The organism is Neolewinella persica DSM 23188, assembly GCF_000373105.1.
GTDB lineage: Bacteria > Bacteroidota > Bacteroidia > Chitinophagales > Saprospiraceae > Neolewinella > Neolewinella persica.
In genome coordinates this window covers 28,339-44,371 of the sequence record NZ_KB890417.1, presented here as the reverse complement: position 1 = coordinate 44,371, position 16,033 = coordinate 28,339, and the positions used below count along the sequence as shown (strand labels likewise).

Sequence of the window (16,033 nt, the reverse complement as noted above, 5' to 3'; positions counted from 1 at the left end):
CTATAACCGTTTTCCGTTCTTTTTTTCTCCGACTCCGGTACCTTTAGCAAATGAATAACCTGGTAAAATTTGGAGGTTTCACCTTTGACGAAGATGCTGGAGAATTGGTCTACGCCCGGGGTAGTGAGCAAGAACGGCGCAGCAGGCTGGCGCCTCAACCCACGAAGTTGCTGGTGCTGTTGCTTGATAATTACCCGGAGATCGTGAGCCATGAGCAGATCAGGTCTGCTATTTGGCCCGACGTTCACGTCGATTATGACGGAAGTATTCATTTCTGCATCCGGCAAATCCGTGCAGCCCTTCAAGACAGTGCCGCAGCCCCCTGTTTCGTGGAAACCATCCCAAGAAGGGGGTATCGTTGGGTGGCGCCATTAAACGATGAACCGGCAAGTGATGTCTCGGCTGAGAAAACATCATCATCTGGAAAAACTGCCGACTTTCGCCACGCAACATCCGACAGCCCCAGGACTCGGAACAATCGTAGGAGACTTTTGGCCCTAGCAGGTACCGCGGTGCTCCTGGCCTTGCTCTATTTTAGTGCCATGGGGCCTGTGGCTGACTCCGTAATAACCTCAAAACCAAGAATCGCCATCATGCCATTCCTGCCAAAGGATGCTGCCAGCCCTTTCGTAGGGAACAGCATCGCCTTTGATCTGCTCGAATACCTGAACGAGTCAGTAGACGCGCAGTATGAATTGATCGGCCCTACCACCACTACAGATTTTATCTCCGGCAACTTCCGGCAGCTGATCGAACAGTACCGGATTGACGGGTTGGTGAACGGCAAATTCCTGGAAAGGGATGGGGCCGAGATACTCCTGGTGGAGGTGATCCGGGCCAGTGATGGTGCGCACGTTTGGGTGAAGGCCTATGACGATGCGACCAACCGCGACGCTTTAAGCAGGGCGATTGGGCAGGCGCTGCAGGAAGCGTTTGTTACCAATTAAAAAACCGGCCCGGGGCTCCCCCCGGACCGGCAACTATCAATAGTCTAAAACTTTCTGCTTCGATCCGTATTGCTACGGCCTTAGGCTACCGCAATTTGGCGGGGAGCTTTAGGCAGGGCTTCTTCACGCTTAGGCAGTGCCAGGCGGAGTACCCCGTCAACGTAGGTCGCGTCAATGCTTTCCGTGTCGATGACCTTGTCGTCCAGTTGGAAACGACGGGTGAAATCGGCCAGTTTGAACTCGCGCCGACGGTAGGTGGGCGCAACGGGTGTTGCGTCATTGTCAGCTACTGTGGGCGTAGTGTAAGTAATTTCCAACGTGCCTTCGTTAAAGGCGATGTTGAAATTCTCCTTTGCCCGGCCGGGAGCCAGTAGTTCGAGGTTGAAGGCGTCGTCCGTTTCGCTGATGTTGACGGCGGGGCGGTAGCTGTCAGCAGCCTTAGTCGCGTGGTCATCGAAAAAGCGGAAGAAGTTGGCAGGAAGTGGGCGGTTGTGATTGATGAGATTCATGGTGATTCGGTTTTGTTAGGTTGATGCGTCGACATTATTGCCAGACGTGGATACTTAGGCAAAGGGCGGGCCAGGGGCAAACCTTCAAATATTTAGCGACACAATGTCATGTTTCGAATAAATAGCATGACATAATGTCTTTTTTGTGGCGCGGCCGCAGGTGCAATGTGGGGTTGACGGCGGACCTCGAAGCGTCCCGCAGGGACCTTTGAGCGTCCGTCGGGTTCTCGAGCGTCCGCCAGGTTTTTGAGTGTCAGTCAGGACCTTGCTCCTTGAGCCTTTTCCTTGCACCTGCGGCCTCGCCCTACTTCCTATTCGTACTTAAGGTATTACCTTAGACGGACTTTCAACCGCGCGCCCATGTCCACTTCGCCTTCCTTCTTCGATCGCCTAAATTCCTGGGCCCGTCGTTCCATCACCCTGAAACTGATCATCATTGGATTGATGATCCTGTTCCTCATGATTCCGGCACTGATGCTGGACGGGCTGATCTCTGACCGGCAGCGATTACGGGATGCTGCGCAAGAAGAGGTCGCTTCGAAATGGGGGATGGAGCAAATGGTTGGCGGGCCAGTGATTTCTGTGCCATACAGCTACGATAAGCTAAGTGCCGATGGTAAAACCAGTACGTCAAATAGCGGCTACGCGCACTTTCTGCCTAATGTGATTGATGTGCAAGGTCAGCTTAACCCCGAGGAACGTTATCGGGGCATTTTTGTCGTCGTGCTCTACAATACCAAATTGCAGATCAGGGGGAACTTCGATGGCTTCAACGCGGCGGCGCTGAACCTCCCGGAAAATTCCCTGCAATGGGAGAATGCGTTGTTTTCCATCGGAATCTCGGATATGACCGGTGTTCAGTCAGCGATTGACCTCCGTTTTGGGGATGTCCCCCTCAGCCTTGGCCCGGGAACGGTCACCAACGAAATATTTCAAAGTGGCGCCAGTGTCCCGGTGGCGATTACCGGCCAGGAACAGGAAATTGACTTCAGCTTTGCCCTGGATCTCAATGGTAGCTCAGCTCTTTATTTTCGCCCGTTTGGCAAACGCACTACGGTGACTATGACCGGGGGGTGGGCGAACCCAAGTTTCGATGGCGGGTTCTTACCGCAAAGCAGGGAGATCACCGCCAATGGCTTTACCGCCAACTGGGAAATACTGCAACTGAACCGTAATTATCCGCAGCAAGGGACGGGGAGTTTTGTGCCCAGTTCCAGCACAGGGTACAGCAATAGTGGGGTACTTGGGCTAATAAATAGCTATAACTACGTCGACCCGTCTGATGGTTACATTACAAGCGGCGACCTGTTCGGTCTCCGCCTCCTCCTCCCGGTCGACGAATACAAGAAGACCTACCGAAGCACCAACTTCGCCATCCTTTTTATCTTCATCACCTTCCTGACCTTCTTCTTCATTGAAGTGCTGAACAAGCGGCGGGTGCACCCGATCCAGTACCTACTGATCGGTGCGGCAATCATCTTGTTCTACGTGTTGTTGCTTTCCATTAGTGAACACCTGCTTTTCGATGCTGCGTACTGGATTAGTTGTGTGGCCATCGTCAGTCTGATCACGATGTACAGTTGGTTCATTCTCCGGAACCTGAAACTGACCCTGATGGTGGCGGTGATCCTGTTTATCCTTTATGTCTTCTTCTACAGCTTGCTGCAACTACAGGATTATGCCTTGCTTGTCGGCTCCCTTGGCTTACTGCTCATTTTGGGTGCCATCATGTGGCTGACCCGGAACATTGATTGGTATGCGCTTAATCGGTCGTAGTGGTTTGAGGTAGGTGTTTATCTGGAAGAGGAGCAATGAGAAAGCCATCGGACAACGGCGCTTCACATTGCTCCTGCATCGGGGAGAGAAAAACTAGCTTGGCTCATTATCTCCAACGGGTTCTCCCTGAGTCCCGATGGATCCGCTGTTGTGGCTGCCATTAATGCTCATAATAATCGGCTTTTCGTAGCGGAGCATATCTACGATCGGGCCGAACAGGTCGACTGGATAGCGTAGGACAATTCGGGGAGTACCTCCAGTGACGGAAGCCTCGGAAACGGTGCGGTTTTGTTCGAAAAAGACGAAGCCAACCTGTTGTCCGTGGCGGTAGCAGTCTACGATAACGGAATAAATGCTACCGTTGGCTTGTGCCCGGATTTTGTAGTCGGTTACTATTGTAGTAATAGCAGGCATAGGAATTGGGTTTTGTTTACCCTGTATGCTCCTGTCCGTGAGAGTGTTACACCTGCGACATAGAAAATTTTCTATTGAATTTCTTTGCTACGACTTTTCCGATACCCCACCGCCCCCCGGTAAACCAGCAGGCAAAAGATTCCTACGCCTATGGCCAGGTACAGGTAATTAAGCTGCCCCACTTTGCCAAATACAGCAATGAAGGGGACACTCACCAGGAAGAAGGTAGGCACCTCGTTCCAGAGGCGGAGCTGCCAATCGGTCCAGGGCCGCTGCCCGGCGGCCATCGGTAGCATGATCTTGCGTTTGGTGTAGAGTTGGTAGACCACCATCAGCACGACCAACAGAATTTTCACGTGCAGCCACCCGCCGGTCCCCGACTGGAGGTAGCCCGGGTTCAGGCCGATCATCACCAGGCCGGCCACCCAGGTAATCATCATGGCCGGGTTAACGATTATTTTGTAGACCCGGGCTGCGGTAGCACTGTACTCCTCATGCAGGATGTCTTGCTTAAATCGATTACGAACCGCAACGGGATCATCCCCCGCCAGCGGAGCAATGTTCTCCGTATCGGCATGGTTGACGAGTACCCGACCCAGATAAAACAAGCCGGCAAACCAGGAAACGAAGCCGACTACGTGGAGGGCTTTGGCAATGAGGATAAAGTCCATGCGGCAAAGGTAGAACCACGAGCGCAGGATTTTGCCTTCCCCGAACGTCTTAGGAAAAGATTGACCGATTTATGATTGTAAGGATAACAAATCAAACACAGCCTTCCTTCATTGCGTTAAACCCGCAGACCTCCACATCAACCAAACAACCCCTTGAAAATATTTCTTCGCCGATTGCTGAAAACAGTGCTTTGGTTTTTTGGCATTGTCATCGCTCTGCTGGTCACCGTATTTGTACTCCTGCAAGTCCCCGCCGTGCAACAGCGCGTAGCGCGCGAAGTGGAGAAAATTGCCCGAACCAGTCTGGGCACGGATGTGGGGATAGGTACGCTTGACCTGGATTTTCCCAGTCGTATTGAACTGGAAGATCTTTACATAAATAACCCTGCGGGAGACAGCATTGCCCGCATCGGCCACCTTGGAGTAGGGATAAATATGTGGGGGCTGCTAAAGTCGCGGGTAGAGGTGACCGACCTGGTCCTGCGAGATGTTTTCGCCAACATACGCACGACGGATTCCACTTCTAATATCCAGTTCCTACTGGACATGGGCGCAACGGATTCTACCGCTGTTGACGGTAATATGGTCACCGGAGCCGATACTACTTCCGTGCTGGTGCTTGCGGATACTACTTCCGCCGCTGCACCATGGGTGATCGATGCGTCGGACGCAGAACTGTTGCTGGAACGCCTGAACATTTACTATCAGGATGACCCCGCCGGAATTTTGGCCGACGTGGAAGGCCGGCGCCTGGCAGGAAAGATCAACGGTATCCAGCTTGACCGGCAGATCTTCGACATTAACTACCTGGAACTGGATGGTACCGATGCCCTGATCGGAATAAGCGCTGGTAAAACACCAATAGACACTACCTCTACCGCTGCGGCATCCATGCAACTGAAGGCTGGCCGTATTACCATCAAAGAAACTGATTTTGCCCTCAAAATGGAGGGGCTGGACATCACCACCGGCTTGCCCTACGTTAATCTGGAAGGTGCTGACCTGAAGCTGGGAGATACGCTGGCCTTTACCGGAGAACTGTTTCAGACCCGTAAACTTGCTTTTCGGATGGATACGCCGACAGCTCCCCTGCAGGGCCCGGGGATCGACTACGGACATCTCGACGTAACAAATGTTGAGGCGGAGCTAACGGACATTGCCTACATTGTCGATTCTCTGCACCTGCGTGCGCGCCAACTATCAGGTAAAGAAAAGAGTGGGCTGACGCTGGAACGTACCGAAGGGACAGTGGTCTACAACCCCAGTTTCCTAGGCCTTCAGAACTTTTGGCTGCGCACTTCAAATTCCGAGTTGAAAAGCGATAATACCGCCATTAATTACGAATTCGCAGGCGGAGACTTCAACGATATGATTGCCCGCCTCCAGCTGGACGGCTATCTGGGCCTCAAAGACATCGCCCTGGTAGCACCCGATATGACGGACATACCGGTCATCGGGACTAACCTGGGGCAACAGCTGAAATTTTCGGTCCGGGCCAACGGCACCATGGCGGAAATGGAGCTTAGCCGGATACAATTAAACGGCCCCGGGATAAAGGTGCGGGCCACTGGCCGGGTCGAAAATGCACTTGATCCGGAACGGCTTGCCGGCCGACTTAATCTGTCAGAGTTCAGCATTACGCCTGGCCCCTTACTGCCGCTGGTACCCAAAGGTATGCTACCACCCAATATCGACTGGCCTAAGAAAGTGGTGGCCGAAGGCACTGCCGACTACCGGAATGATCGCCTGGAAATGAATTTCTACGCCATCGAAAACCGCCAGTTTGGCAACGGCCTGATGAGTCGGGTCAAGACTAGTGGCGTGATCAACGGCGTAACAACTTTTCCGCAAACAAGTCTGAACGTAGCGCTGGATACTTTGCTGGCCACCAGGGCTACCATCCTTGCCTACGTACCTCCGGGCAGCTTACCGGAAGACTATAAAATTCCGGACTTCGTCCGGGGCAGCGGAACCGTAAGCGGGCCGATGGACGACCTGGACGTCAATCTACGGCTGAACCTACCCGGCGAAAGAACCTTCGCCAGCCTCAACGGTAATATTAAAAACGCCCTGGAGCCAGACAACCTGAACCTGGACCTGGCCATCTCCGACCTGGCCGTCAACATCGCCGATATTAAGTCGATTTTACCCGACAGTACGTTGCCGGAAAACCTGAACCTGCCCGACCTTCGCATTCGAAATGCTCGGATATCCGGCTCCTTAACCAACCTGAACTTTGATGTGCCGCTGGAAACCGACAACGGGGTCTGGCAGCTGGATGGCCGCTATAACCCGGAAGACCTCGACCTGAGTATTGCCGTGCAGGACGTCCGGGTGGCTGATTTGTTTACCGGTTCGTTGAGCGACAGCCTGGCAAAGCTCGAACTGGGCGCCCTCAACATCACGGCCAAATTGAAAGGTCAGCTTGAGCCAAGCATGAACCTCATTGTCGATGCCACCATTGGCGAAGACAAAAGGGGGCAACTGGCCGACTTCAATGCCTTGGTACAAGACGGGAACTACGAGGCGGATTTTAACCTGACGCATCCAGACTTTTTGGCGAAAGGAAGAGGGCGCTACACCATCGGGCCCGACAGCGTAGCGTCCATAAATGCCGTAGTCGACCTAAACCGGGTTGACCTGCAGCGGTGGGAAATCACCGAGGTGCCGCTGACACTGGAAGGCCGGCTAACCGCCAAGTCGGTTGGCCTCGATCCTTATAATATGGAAGGGTACGTTCGGCTGGACACCGTGAAATTACGCGGCAATGAAGGATCAAGTTACGTTGATAGTTTCGTAGTAACGGCTAGCCTTCATGACCTGAAAAATGAAATTTTTGTAAAATCTGACGTTCTTGATGCCGAGCTTTTGGGGGTGTTTGACCCACTGAAAACGCCGGAGAAAATGATTCAATTCATTATGGCTTACTGGGACGAAAGCCTGCGGCAACCCAACCCGGTCGAAAATGGGGACATGCTGGACTTTGCCCTGCAGCTCAAGCGGCCGCAGCCGCTGACCGGTGGGTTGATCACGGGCCTGACGGAGCTCTCACCCTTCAACGCCTCTCTTTTATACCGGGACGGGACCCCGGATTTACTGGTTAATCTGGATTTGCCGGAGATCAGCTACGCCGGCCTCAACGCGCGTAACCTTACCTTCCGGGCCATTGGTGATACGGTTGACCTGGTGTGGGAAGCAGACTGGGCCAATATCAAATATGGCGACCAGGTCGAACTCGGCCGGACGTCCCTGAGCGGTGAAACCATGAACGACGAAATGCTGGTGGAGCTCAAATTATACACCGAAGAAGACAGCTTGCGGCACTACCTCGGCTTTGTGACCGATCCGGAATCTGACACGATTACCATTCGGTTGGAGGAGGAGCAGATCCTGAATTTTGAGACCTGGACGGTGCCTTCGGATAACCTGATTACCCTTGCTGGTCCGTCGCTGATTATCCGAAATTTCGCGCTTCGCAATGATGGGCAGTCCCTCTCGGCCACCACCACGGAACCGGGGGATGTAGTGATTACCTTCGGAGACTTCAACTTACGAACGCCCAGCCGTTTGTTGTTTTCCGAAGAGGAAACGGCGGCGGGTATCGTGAACGGAACGGTGGGGCTGGATAATGCGCTGACGAACCTGGGCATTCAATCCAACCTATCGGTCAACCAGTTGAAGTACGCCGGAACCTTGCTAGGCGATGTTGTTGCGGAGGTGAAAAGTTCTAACGAGCAGACGTACAATGTGGACGTCAGTATTGACGAAGCGGGGAACAACGCTACATTGAAGGGCACGGTGGAGCTGGACGGTCCGCTGAACCTGGTGCTGGACGTTACGAAATTGCAGCTGGCGGCCGCCGAGCCGTTCAGTCTGGGCTACCTGAATAAGAGCGAGGGGTACGTGACCGGCCGGGTCGATATTGGCGGAACCATCGATGCGCCGGATCTGGATGGCAGCTTGAAATTCAATGACGCCAGCCTCATCATCAGTCTGTTGGGGGAGCGATATCGCCTGGACGAGCAGCCGATTAAATTCAATAATTCGACGATTACTTTCGGGAACGATTGGAACATTTATGATTCGCGGGGCGGCGGCGCGCGGGTGCAGGGGAAAGTTGAACTGCAAAGTTTGGAAGACATCGTTCTGGACCTACGGGTGCGGGCCAACGACTTCCTGGCGATCAACTCCACCATCGAAGACAATAAGGACTGGTTTGGAAAAATGTACGTCGATGCCGATGTCAACATTAGCGGAACCGCCATCCGGCCAATAGTGGACGTGACGGCAACGACCAGTCGGGAATCAGAAGTGACCTATATCTACCGGATCCTCCAGCAGGGGCTTGTGGAAACGGAAGGCATCATGGATTTTACCGAAAAATACCGCTGGAACGACCTGCTGCGCCGGGATACGGTGGCTGCGGATACCGGCACCGGTACCTTTAATGCTGGCATGGACCTTACCCTCGACCTGGAGGTAAAACCTAACCTGGAGGTAACCGTAGTCGTAGATCCGGTTACGGGGCAAACCTTCACCGGCAAAGCCGACGGTGACCTGACGATGCGGATTTACCCCGATGGCCGCCAGGAGGCGGCCGGCCGCGTAGAGCTGGTAACCGGGAAGTACGATTTCATCTACCAGAACATCATCAACAAAGAATTCGAGGTACTGGCCGGAAGTAACGTAACTTTCAACGGTGACCTGCTGAACCCCAGCCTGGATCTGCGCATCCGGCACTTGGCACAAACCTCGCCGCTGTCGCTGGTACAAGGAGTTCAGGGAGAAGGTGTTGACGTGTCCGGGCTGCGCCGGAAGCAAACTTTTTATGTCGACATCACGCTGAAGGGTGACCTGCAGGCCAGTAACATCACCACCAATGTGGTGTATCCGGAAGATGCTTATGGTAACCTCGGCCTTAGCAGCGTTGAGGAATCCCTGGCCACCCTGCGTCAGGACCAGAGCCGGATGACGACCACTGCGTTCCAGCTGCTGGCCTTCGGTAGTTTCAACATCCCACTGCTGGATGCCGGTGGCGGCGGGCCGAACCTGGCGTCTACCACCCTCAACAACCTGATGAGTAATTACCTCAACACCTTTGCGGACCAACTGGTCGGCTTTGTTGATCTTGACTTTGGTCTGGACAGCTATGCGGACGAAGGGGGTAAAACCCAGACCAACCTCCGCATCAGCCTGCGAAAAGCATTGTTTGACGACCGGGTCGTGATCAGCATTGATGGCGTAGCAGGCACCGCCGAAGACGAACTGGCCGGGACGCAGCAAACCTACCTGGACAACATCACCGCTGAATACCTGATCAACGAAGACGGATCTTTCCGGCTGAAATTCTTCAACGACCGAGACCGGAATACGTTGGTGGGGGGTAATGTAATTCGCTTTGGCGGCCGGCTGACGTTTGGGAAAGACTTTGACCGCATCCGGTGGTTTAGGGGGAAAGATGAAAAGGAGTAAGCAACATGCTTCACACGACTTATTAAAGGAGAACCAAAGAAAAAATGAGTAATAGTGTTCAAAATATGGAAATGGGGCAAGGACCGGCTATGGACGTTCAAGGGTCCCTTGCGGGACGCTTTGAGGCCCGCAGCCTGCCCCTGCTTTTCAAAACCATTTTCCGCACCTGCGGCCCCGCCCCCTTTCTTCTTTTTTTCCTGCTCCCTTTACTTACCTCCTGCAGCATCACCAAATACCTCCCCGATGGGAAGTACCTCTACGATGGCTCCTCGGCTGAAATCACCTCACCAACGCAGGTAAATGTTACTGAACTTAATGGTGAAGTTCAGTCAGTGCTGGATAATAACACGAACAAGAAGGTGCCGGTACTGGGGTATTACCCGATATACCGGTACTATAAATTTCAGGAGAAGCTGGCCGAAAAGCCCGATAAATTCGAGGATAAAACACCCTGGGGTGAAGAACCGATCTTTTACGATGAAACGGTGGTGGAGACGATCAATGGCCTGATTGAAAACCGGGCAAGCAACGAGGGGTATTTCAACAACAGGGCTACCTGGAAGCTGGATACTAGTGCTGCTGCCCGTACGATCTCCGTCGACTTTGACCTCAAGGTTGGCCGTCCCTACCTGATCGATTCGGTACGGTATTACTGGCGAGACAGTGCCATCGCCCGGATCATCAACCCGATGCGGAAAACCGCCGCTTTGAAGACAGGAAAACGGTACGAACTGGACCTGATCAAAGCAGAGCGCCAACGTTGGCAGGAAGCCTTACGCAATGCTGGTTATTATTATGCCAGAGGAGATGACTTCTTCTTCCTGGCGGATACGGTTGCCGGGGATCACCAGGTGGACTTACTCGCTAAACTAAAAGAAGGGGTTCCCCTTAACCATCTGTACCCGCAACGCATAGTAGACGTGAACGTCTACTCCAATGCAGAACCTGAGGACAGTTTGGGTAATTATGGCAGACTGGATACTGCGCGGGTCAACGGCATCAACGTTATTTGTCGTGACTGCCCTCTCCGCCCCTCAATTGTGGATGAGGCCTTTGCCATGAGTGCCGGAGACCTTTACAGTCCGTTGCAACATAAAAAGACCCTGCAGCGACTGGCTGATTACAACACCTTCCGGTACATTGCCATGAGTTATGACCCCGTGCCGGGTGCAGACAGTTTGTTGGTGCTCAACGCCTACTTGCAACCGCGCCTCCGCCGCCGGTTCGAAGGGGAACTGGGTATCTCTTACAATAGTGCCGATTACTTTGGCCCGAGTGCTAAGATCGCCTACGTGAACCGGAACCTATTACGTGGTGCGGAATTGCTGCGCCTGGAAGGAGAATTCAGCTTAGCGCAATTCCTCGGAGATCAGGGGGCGGCACGGGTGCCCAGCGCCGGCACGTACGGGTTTACCGCCCAGCTTCAGGTACCCCGACTCTGGATGCCCAGCCGCAGGAAACTCATTCCACGTGTTTTTACCTCCGGGACAGTAATAGAAATAGGAGGTAAGATTGAGAACCTGCAGATGAACCTGATCCAGTTCAACAATGAAATTATCGAAAACAACCTGACCGAGCTGGCGAACCTGGTTGAAGCAGATCCCAGCGCAACGGAAAGGATTAGCCTCACTCAGTTACGTTTTCAATTCGGGTACACCTGGCGCCGTCGGGTAACGAAGAACCACTCCCTGAATCCTTTCAGTATCCGGTTACAGAACCCCTCTGTTGCTACCGAACAAGTGTTGGACCTGGCGCGGGAGGTGAATCTGGCCCCGGGCGCCGCTGGCGCGCAAACCAACCGCTTCGACCGAATGCTCGTCTTTTCGCCCAACTATACCTATAACCTTGATACCCGGTTGAAGGGACTGTCGACACACTCTTTCTTTCTGCGTCAGTTCGTGTCCATGAATATGAACAATGTTTTTCCGGTGGGGACGGGGTCCGAGTTCCGGGACCGGGAAACGAGTTTCTATCCGCTGCTGGAAACGGATGCCAGGTACTACCTGACCCTGAGCAAGCAGCTGCAGATCGCTACCCGATTTCATGGGGGAATTGCGTTCCCAATATTCAGTGAAAAGGCAATTGTGCCATACTTTGACCTGTTTTCCATCGGCGGGCCAAACAGCTTGCGGGGCTTTGCGCCCCGCCAGGTCGGCCCCGGCCGTACCGTTCCCTTTGCCAATAACCTGTTGACCTTTGGTGGTTACGGTAACCTGCTGTTAGAGGGCAGCGTGGAGTTACGCTATCGCGTTGACCCGCTGATTGAGCTCGCGGCTTTCACCGACTTTGGGAATATTTGGACGTACAAGACCGAGCTGGAGGAACTGGAAACGGACTTTAAAACTGATGCTTTTTCCGGTGATATTGCCGTAGACGCTGGGGTAGGCGTACGCTTCGACCTTCAGTTCCTGGTCCTGCGGATCGATTTGGCGAAACCTTTGGTAACCCCTTATGCAGAAAACGCAGCCTTACTCGTGCCGCCTTTTGCCAATGCCCGTGATGTGCCTCAGGATAATATTCGGTTGGTGGTGGCGTTTGGCTATCCGTTTTAAAGGAGAGAATGAGAGAATGCTACGGCCTCTTTCCCGTAGTATCCGGTCTACAATGAATAGAATTTTAAATTGAGGTGTGCAAAAGGAATCGCTTGTCCGCCGAGACGCCTTTCGTCCAGCCTCAAGGTGAGCAAGTGACCGCCGAAGGCATCCACGAAGTGCACCGCCGCGAATAGTAGTAGCGGCAGCCCATTCTTACCTTCTCCCATTCACGCCTTCCATTACTTGCCCTTAGCGGTTAAACCTCCGAATATCCACCTCCTCCGGAATCGGCTTCCCCTCCAGCAAATGCTCCGTCAGCCAAAGACTGCCCAGCGGAGCCAGTGAGGCACCCTTAGTTCCCAGTCCGTTCAGGATAGCGAGTTGAGGGATGTCCGGATGGGTGCCGATGAACATCCGCCGATCGCGGACAGTCGGTCGGATGGCCGCTCGGTGCCCGACGATCTCGTAGGGTGTACCCGTGAGCACCTCCGCCAGGCGGTCTGCCAGAAAGTTTCGGTTAGCCGGGGTGGGGGAGTCGTCGGTAAATTGGTTTTCACTGGTCGCCCCAATCCAGTAAGTATCGTCGGCCAGCGGGACCAGGAATACCCGGTGCTTGAACATTTGTTCGAGTATGGGGGCCTGCGTTTTGACGATTAGTATCTCTCCTTTGTTGCCGCCGTGCGGCAGGTCTCCGAACCAGGGATTGAAGCGCGCCCGCCAGCCTTCACAAAAAATGAGGTGATCGTAGGGACCTTTGAGCGTCCGCCCAGCCACCTTCAAAAGCCCCATAATCTCCTCATAATCCACCACTTCAGCAAAAAACCTCCCCTCCATCGCCAGTTTTTTTCGGAAAGCGCTAACAAGTGCCGGCACGTCTACCCGTGCCGCCTGGCGTACGCCCGCGTAGGCGAATACCGATGTCGTCAGTTCGGGGATGCGGCCTACGTCAGGAGCATCGTCCATGTATTCCGGGTAGCCGGGGTCGGCAGAGCGGGCCTGCCAGTCGTTGAGGTCCCCCCGGTGGTGGAGGCTACGGATGAGGGGTTGCTCATACCAGAGCTTTATCCCCAATTCTTCTTCCAGTGCGTGGTACAGCGATCTGGCAACGGGCAACAGCTCATCCATCCGCCAACTCTTCACGAAGCGACGGCCGGTAATGGGGTTGACGATGCCTGCAGCGACTTCGCTGGAAGCGGTTTGTCTGGGTGCGTCGACGTAGTGGACGGTATGGCCGGACTGTTCCAGGCGGTAGCCCGTTAGGGTGCCGGCAAGGCCCTGGCCGATGATGAGGAAGTTCAAGGAGGAGGGAGGTAAAGGGATAAGAGAATAAAGGGGGAAAGGGGAAAGGAATCAAGGAAGCAAGGGTAAAGGTAATTCAGGAAGGACTTCTTCGGCCCTTTTCCCCTTTCTCCCTTCCGCCTTTACTACCTTCGCGATCTATGAAAAAATTAACCCTCCTCAAAGCAAAAGACGGTGCCATCCGTCGCCGTAACCCCTGGGTGTTCTCCGGTGCCATTAAGTCTGAAGAAGACGGCATCGAGGATGGTGACCTGGTGGCGGTGGACGCCATTAACGGTGATCGATTGGGTTTTGGCCATTACCAGTCTGGTGGCATCCGCGTGCGGTTGCTACACTTCGGGGAGGAACAATTGCCAATAGAAGATTTGTTACGAGCGAAATTGAGTGCCGCGCTTGATTTGCGCAAACAACTCGGATTAGTAGACGACCCGCTGACGAATGCCTACCGACTTGTTCACGCGGCTGGGGACGGGCTACCCGGCCTGATCGTGGACCGGTATGCAAGTGTGGTAGTGATCCAGTGCCACGGCATCGGTATGTTCCGCGAGCGGAAGTTGATCGCTAGACTGCTGAAGGAATTATTGGGGGACGGCGTGTCGACCATCTACGATAAAAGTGGGAAGACTTTGCCAGATCGGTACCCGGCTGAAGACGGCGTACTGCTCGGTGATGAGGTTACTGAGGTGGTGGTACTGGAAAATGGTCGTCGCTTTCGGGTAGACGTGGCAGGAGGGCAGAAAACCGGCTTTTTCCTCGATCAGCGTGACAACCGCTGGTTGCTCGGTAGCTACGCTAAAGGCAAGCGGGTACTGAATACTTTTTGCTACACGGGTGGCTTTTCGGTATATGCGCTTTTGGGCGACGGCGCGCAGGTGCAAAGTGTGGACCTGAGCGGCAGCGCGATCGAACTGACCGACGACAACGTTGCCCGTAACGGTGATTTCGAAGACCGCCATGAGGCACACACCGCCGATGTCATGGAATGGTTAAAAGAACATTCTGCGGATGATCCGTACGACATCATCGTGGTTGATCCGCCAGCCTTTGCCAAGAATAAGCATAAGCGGCACAAGGCGGTTCAGGCCTATAAGCGCCTCAACGCCCGGGCGATGAAAGCCATTAAGCCCGGTGGCCTCCTCTTTACCTTCAGCTGTAGCCGGGTAGTGGAACGGCAGCTGTTCTACGATACCATCGTCGCTGCCGGCCTGGAAGCCGGCCGTGATTGCCGCGTACTGCACCACCTCAGCCAGGGGGCGGATCACCCAGTGAACCTTTACCACCAGGAGGGGGAGTATTTGAAGGGGTTGGTAGTTCGGGTGGATTGATGTAGGGCGCGCTGGATATTGCTCCTCGCTGCATCATCCCGGATAGTATTCGTCGCTGTGGGCTGCGGATGCCTCGGGGAGGACTTGTGACTGGGGTGGTCTGTGTCTTCCGGATACTGCTCGTTGCTGTGGGCTGCGGATGCCTCGGGGGGGACTCGTGACTGGGGTGGTCTGTATCTTCCGGATACCGCTCGTCGCTGTGGGCTGCGGATGCCTCGGGGGGGGACTCGTGACTGGGGTGGTCTGTGTCTTCCGGATACTGCTCGTTGCTACTGGTGGGGAGCGCGCTCCCCGGATTCCGCCAACGACTACGTCGATGGCTCCATCCGGGGTTAAAACGATTTGATCCCTCCGGGATCGGGATTATTCGAAATAGCGTTCATCGAAGTCGATGCCGTTTTCTTGGAGGAGACGACGGAGCTCAGTGGCGGATTTTTCTTTGTCATGGTGCTTTACCTGATTTTGTACGTAGGGGATGAGGTTAGGGAGGGCGTCCGGCGTGTAGGTGAAAGCACCGTAACCTACCTGCCAGTGCTTAAAGTCTGGAAACAGTTTAGTACTTCGAATGAATTGAGCACTTGCCAGCTTGAGGTCTTTAACCAGGGAAGATAACGCTACAGAAGGATGTAGACCGATGATCAAGTGAAGGTGGTCTTCCACGCCTCCTCCCTGATACATAATACAGCGTTGGTTCTTTATGATGCCACCCATGTAACTGAAGAGTTTTTCTCGATGCCCGACCCCGATCATAACGGGCTCTCGATGCTTAGTGGAAAAAACTATCTGGTAAACGGTACGAATGTAGGTACTACTCATTAGGAAAGAACTTTGCGATCTCTTACGATCATCATCTGGCAGTATCGCCAGTGGCAAAAGAGCAACCCGCTATTCCTAAGAGTCGTTTTTTATACGTATACTTACGTTTATAAACGTATACAAACGTTTAGTGGGTGATCCCGGAGGGATCAAACCGCTTTAATCCCGGGTGTGGCAAGCTGCGAAGCAGCGGGCAAACCCGGGGATAAGTGCTAGGTCCCCGAGCGCACCCCAAGGTGCTGTCCTACCCATCCTCTCGCGCACTCCGAG

General features: G+C 54.0%; 10 protein-coding genes. 5 read left to right on the top strand and 5 right to left on the bottom strand.

The features are described from left to right. The first annotated feature begins 50 nt into the window (after positions 1-50). Complete coding sequence (locus B036_RS0104465; protein WP_020567489.1) at positions 51-947, top strand: winged helix-turn-helix domain-containing protein; 897 nt, start codon at positions 51-53, stop codon at positions 945-947. A gap of 80 nt (positions 948-1,027) precedes the next feature. Here the strand turns inward: B036_RS0104465 and B036_RS0104460 are convergent, their stop codons facing one another. Beyond that, a complete protein-coding gene (locus B036_RS0104460; protein ID WP_020567488.1) occupies positions 1,028-1,456 on the bottom strand; it encodes an Hsp20/alpha crystallin family protein in 429 nt (142 codons plus the stop codon). A gap of 360 nt (positions 1,457-1,816) precedes the next feature. On the opposite strand from B036_RS0104460, the gene creD reads away from it, so the two are divergent. Next, positions 1,817-3,232 carry a cell envelope integrity protein CreD gene (gene creD / locus B036_RS0104455; RefSeq protein ID WP_020567487.1) on the top strand — a complete coding sequence of 472 codons (1,416 nt, stop codon included), beginning with the start codon at positions 1,817-1,819 and terminating at the stop codon, positions 3,230-3,232. Positions 3,233-3,325: 93 nt separating this feature from the next. On the opposite strand, the gene B036_RS0104450 is transcribed toward creD, so the two are convergent. Next, a complete protein-coding gene (locus B036_RS0104450) occupies positions 3,326-3,646 on the bottom strand; it encodes a hypothetical protein (RefSeq protein WP_020567486.1) in 321 nt (106 codons plus the stop codon). Between the two features lie 71 nt (positions 3,647-3,717). Further along, positions 3,718-4,317: a CopD family protein gene (locus B036_RS0104445; protein WP_020567485.1), complete on the bottom strand. Its 600-nt coding sequence runs from the start codon at positions 4,315-4,317 to the stop codon at positions 3,718-3,720. A 153-nt stretch (positions 4,318-4,470) separates the two neighbouring features. Here B036_RS0104445 and B036_RS0104440 point away from each other — a divergent pair, with 153 nt between their 5' ends. Together B036_RS0104440 and B036_RS0104435 are read left to right on the top strand one after the other, a co-directional pair. Further along, positions 4,471-9,789, top strand: a complete 5,319-nt coding sequence (locus B036_RS0104440) for a translocation/assembly module TamB domain-containing protein (RefSeq protein ID WP_157472035.1) — start codon at positions 4,471-4,473, stop codon at positions 9,787-9,789. 44 nt (positions 9,790-9,833) lie between these two features. After that, positions 9,834-12,341 (top strand): BamA/TamA family outer membrane protein, encoded by a 2,508-nt coding sequence (locus B036_RS0104435; RefSeq protein ID WP_020567483.1) that lies wholly within the window; start codon positions 9,834-9,836, stop codon positions 12,339-12,341. Positions 12,342-12,572: 231 nt separating this feature from the next. On the opposite strand, the gene B036_RS0104425 is transcribed toward B036_RS0104435, so the two are convergent. Next, positions 12,573-13,622, bottom strand: a complete 1,050-nt coding sequence (locus tag B036_RS0104425) for an NAD(P)/FAD-dependent oxidoreductase (RefSeq protein WP_020567481.1) — start codon at positions 13,620-13,622, stop codon at positions 12,573-12,575. Between the two features lie 140 nt (positions 13,623-13,762). On the opposite strand from B036_RS0104425, the gene B036_RS0104420 reads away from it, so the two are divergent. Then, positions 13,763-14,947, top strand: coding sequence for a class I SAM-dependent rRNA methyltransferase (locus B036_RS0104420; protein ID WP_020567480.1), 1,185 nt, complete (start codon positions 13,763-13,765; stop codon positions 14,945-14,947). A 363-nt stretch (positions 14,948-15,310) separates the two neighbouring features. On the opposite strand, the gene B036_RS0104415 is transcribed toward B036_RS0104420, so the two are convergent. Beyond that, positions 15,311-15,763, bottom strand: a complete 453-nt coding sequence (locus B036_RS0104415; protein ID WP_020567479.1) for a transposase — start codon at positions 15,761-15,763, stop codon at positions 15,311-15,313. Positions 15,764-16,033 lie beyond the last annotated feature (270 nt).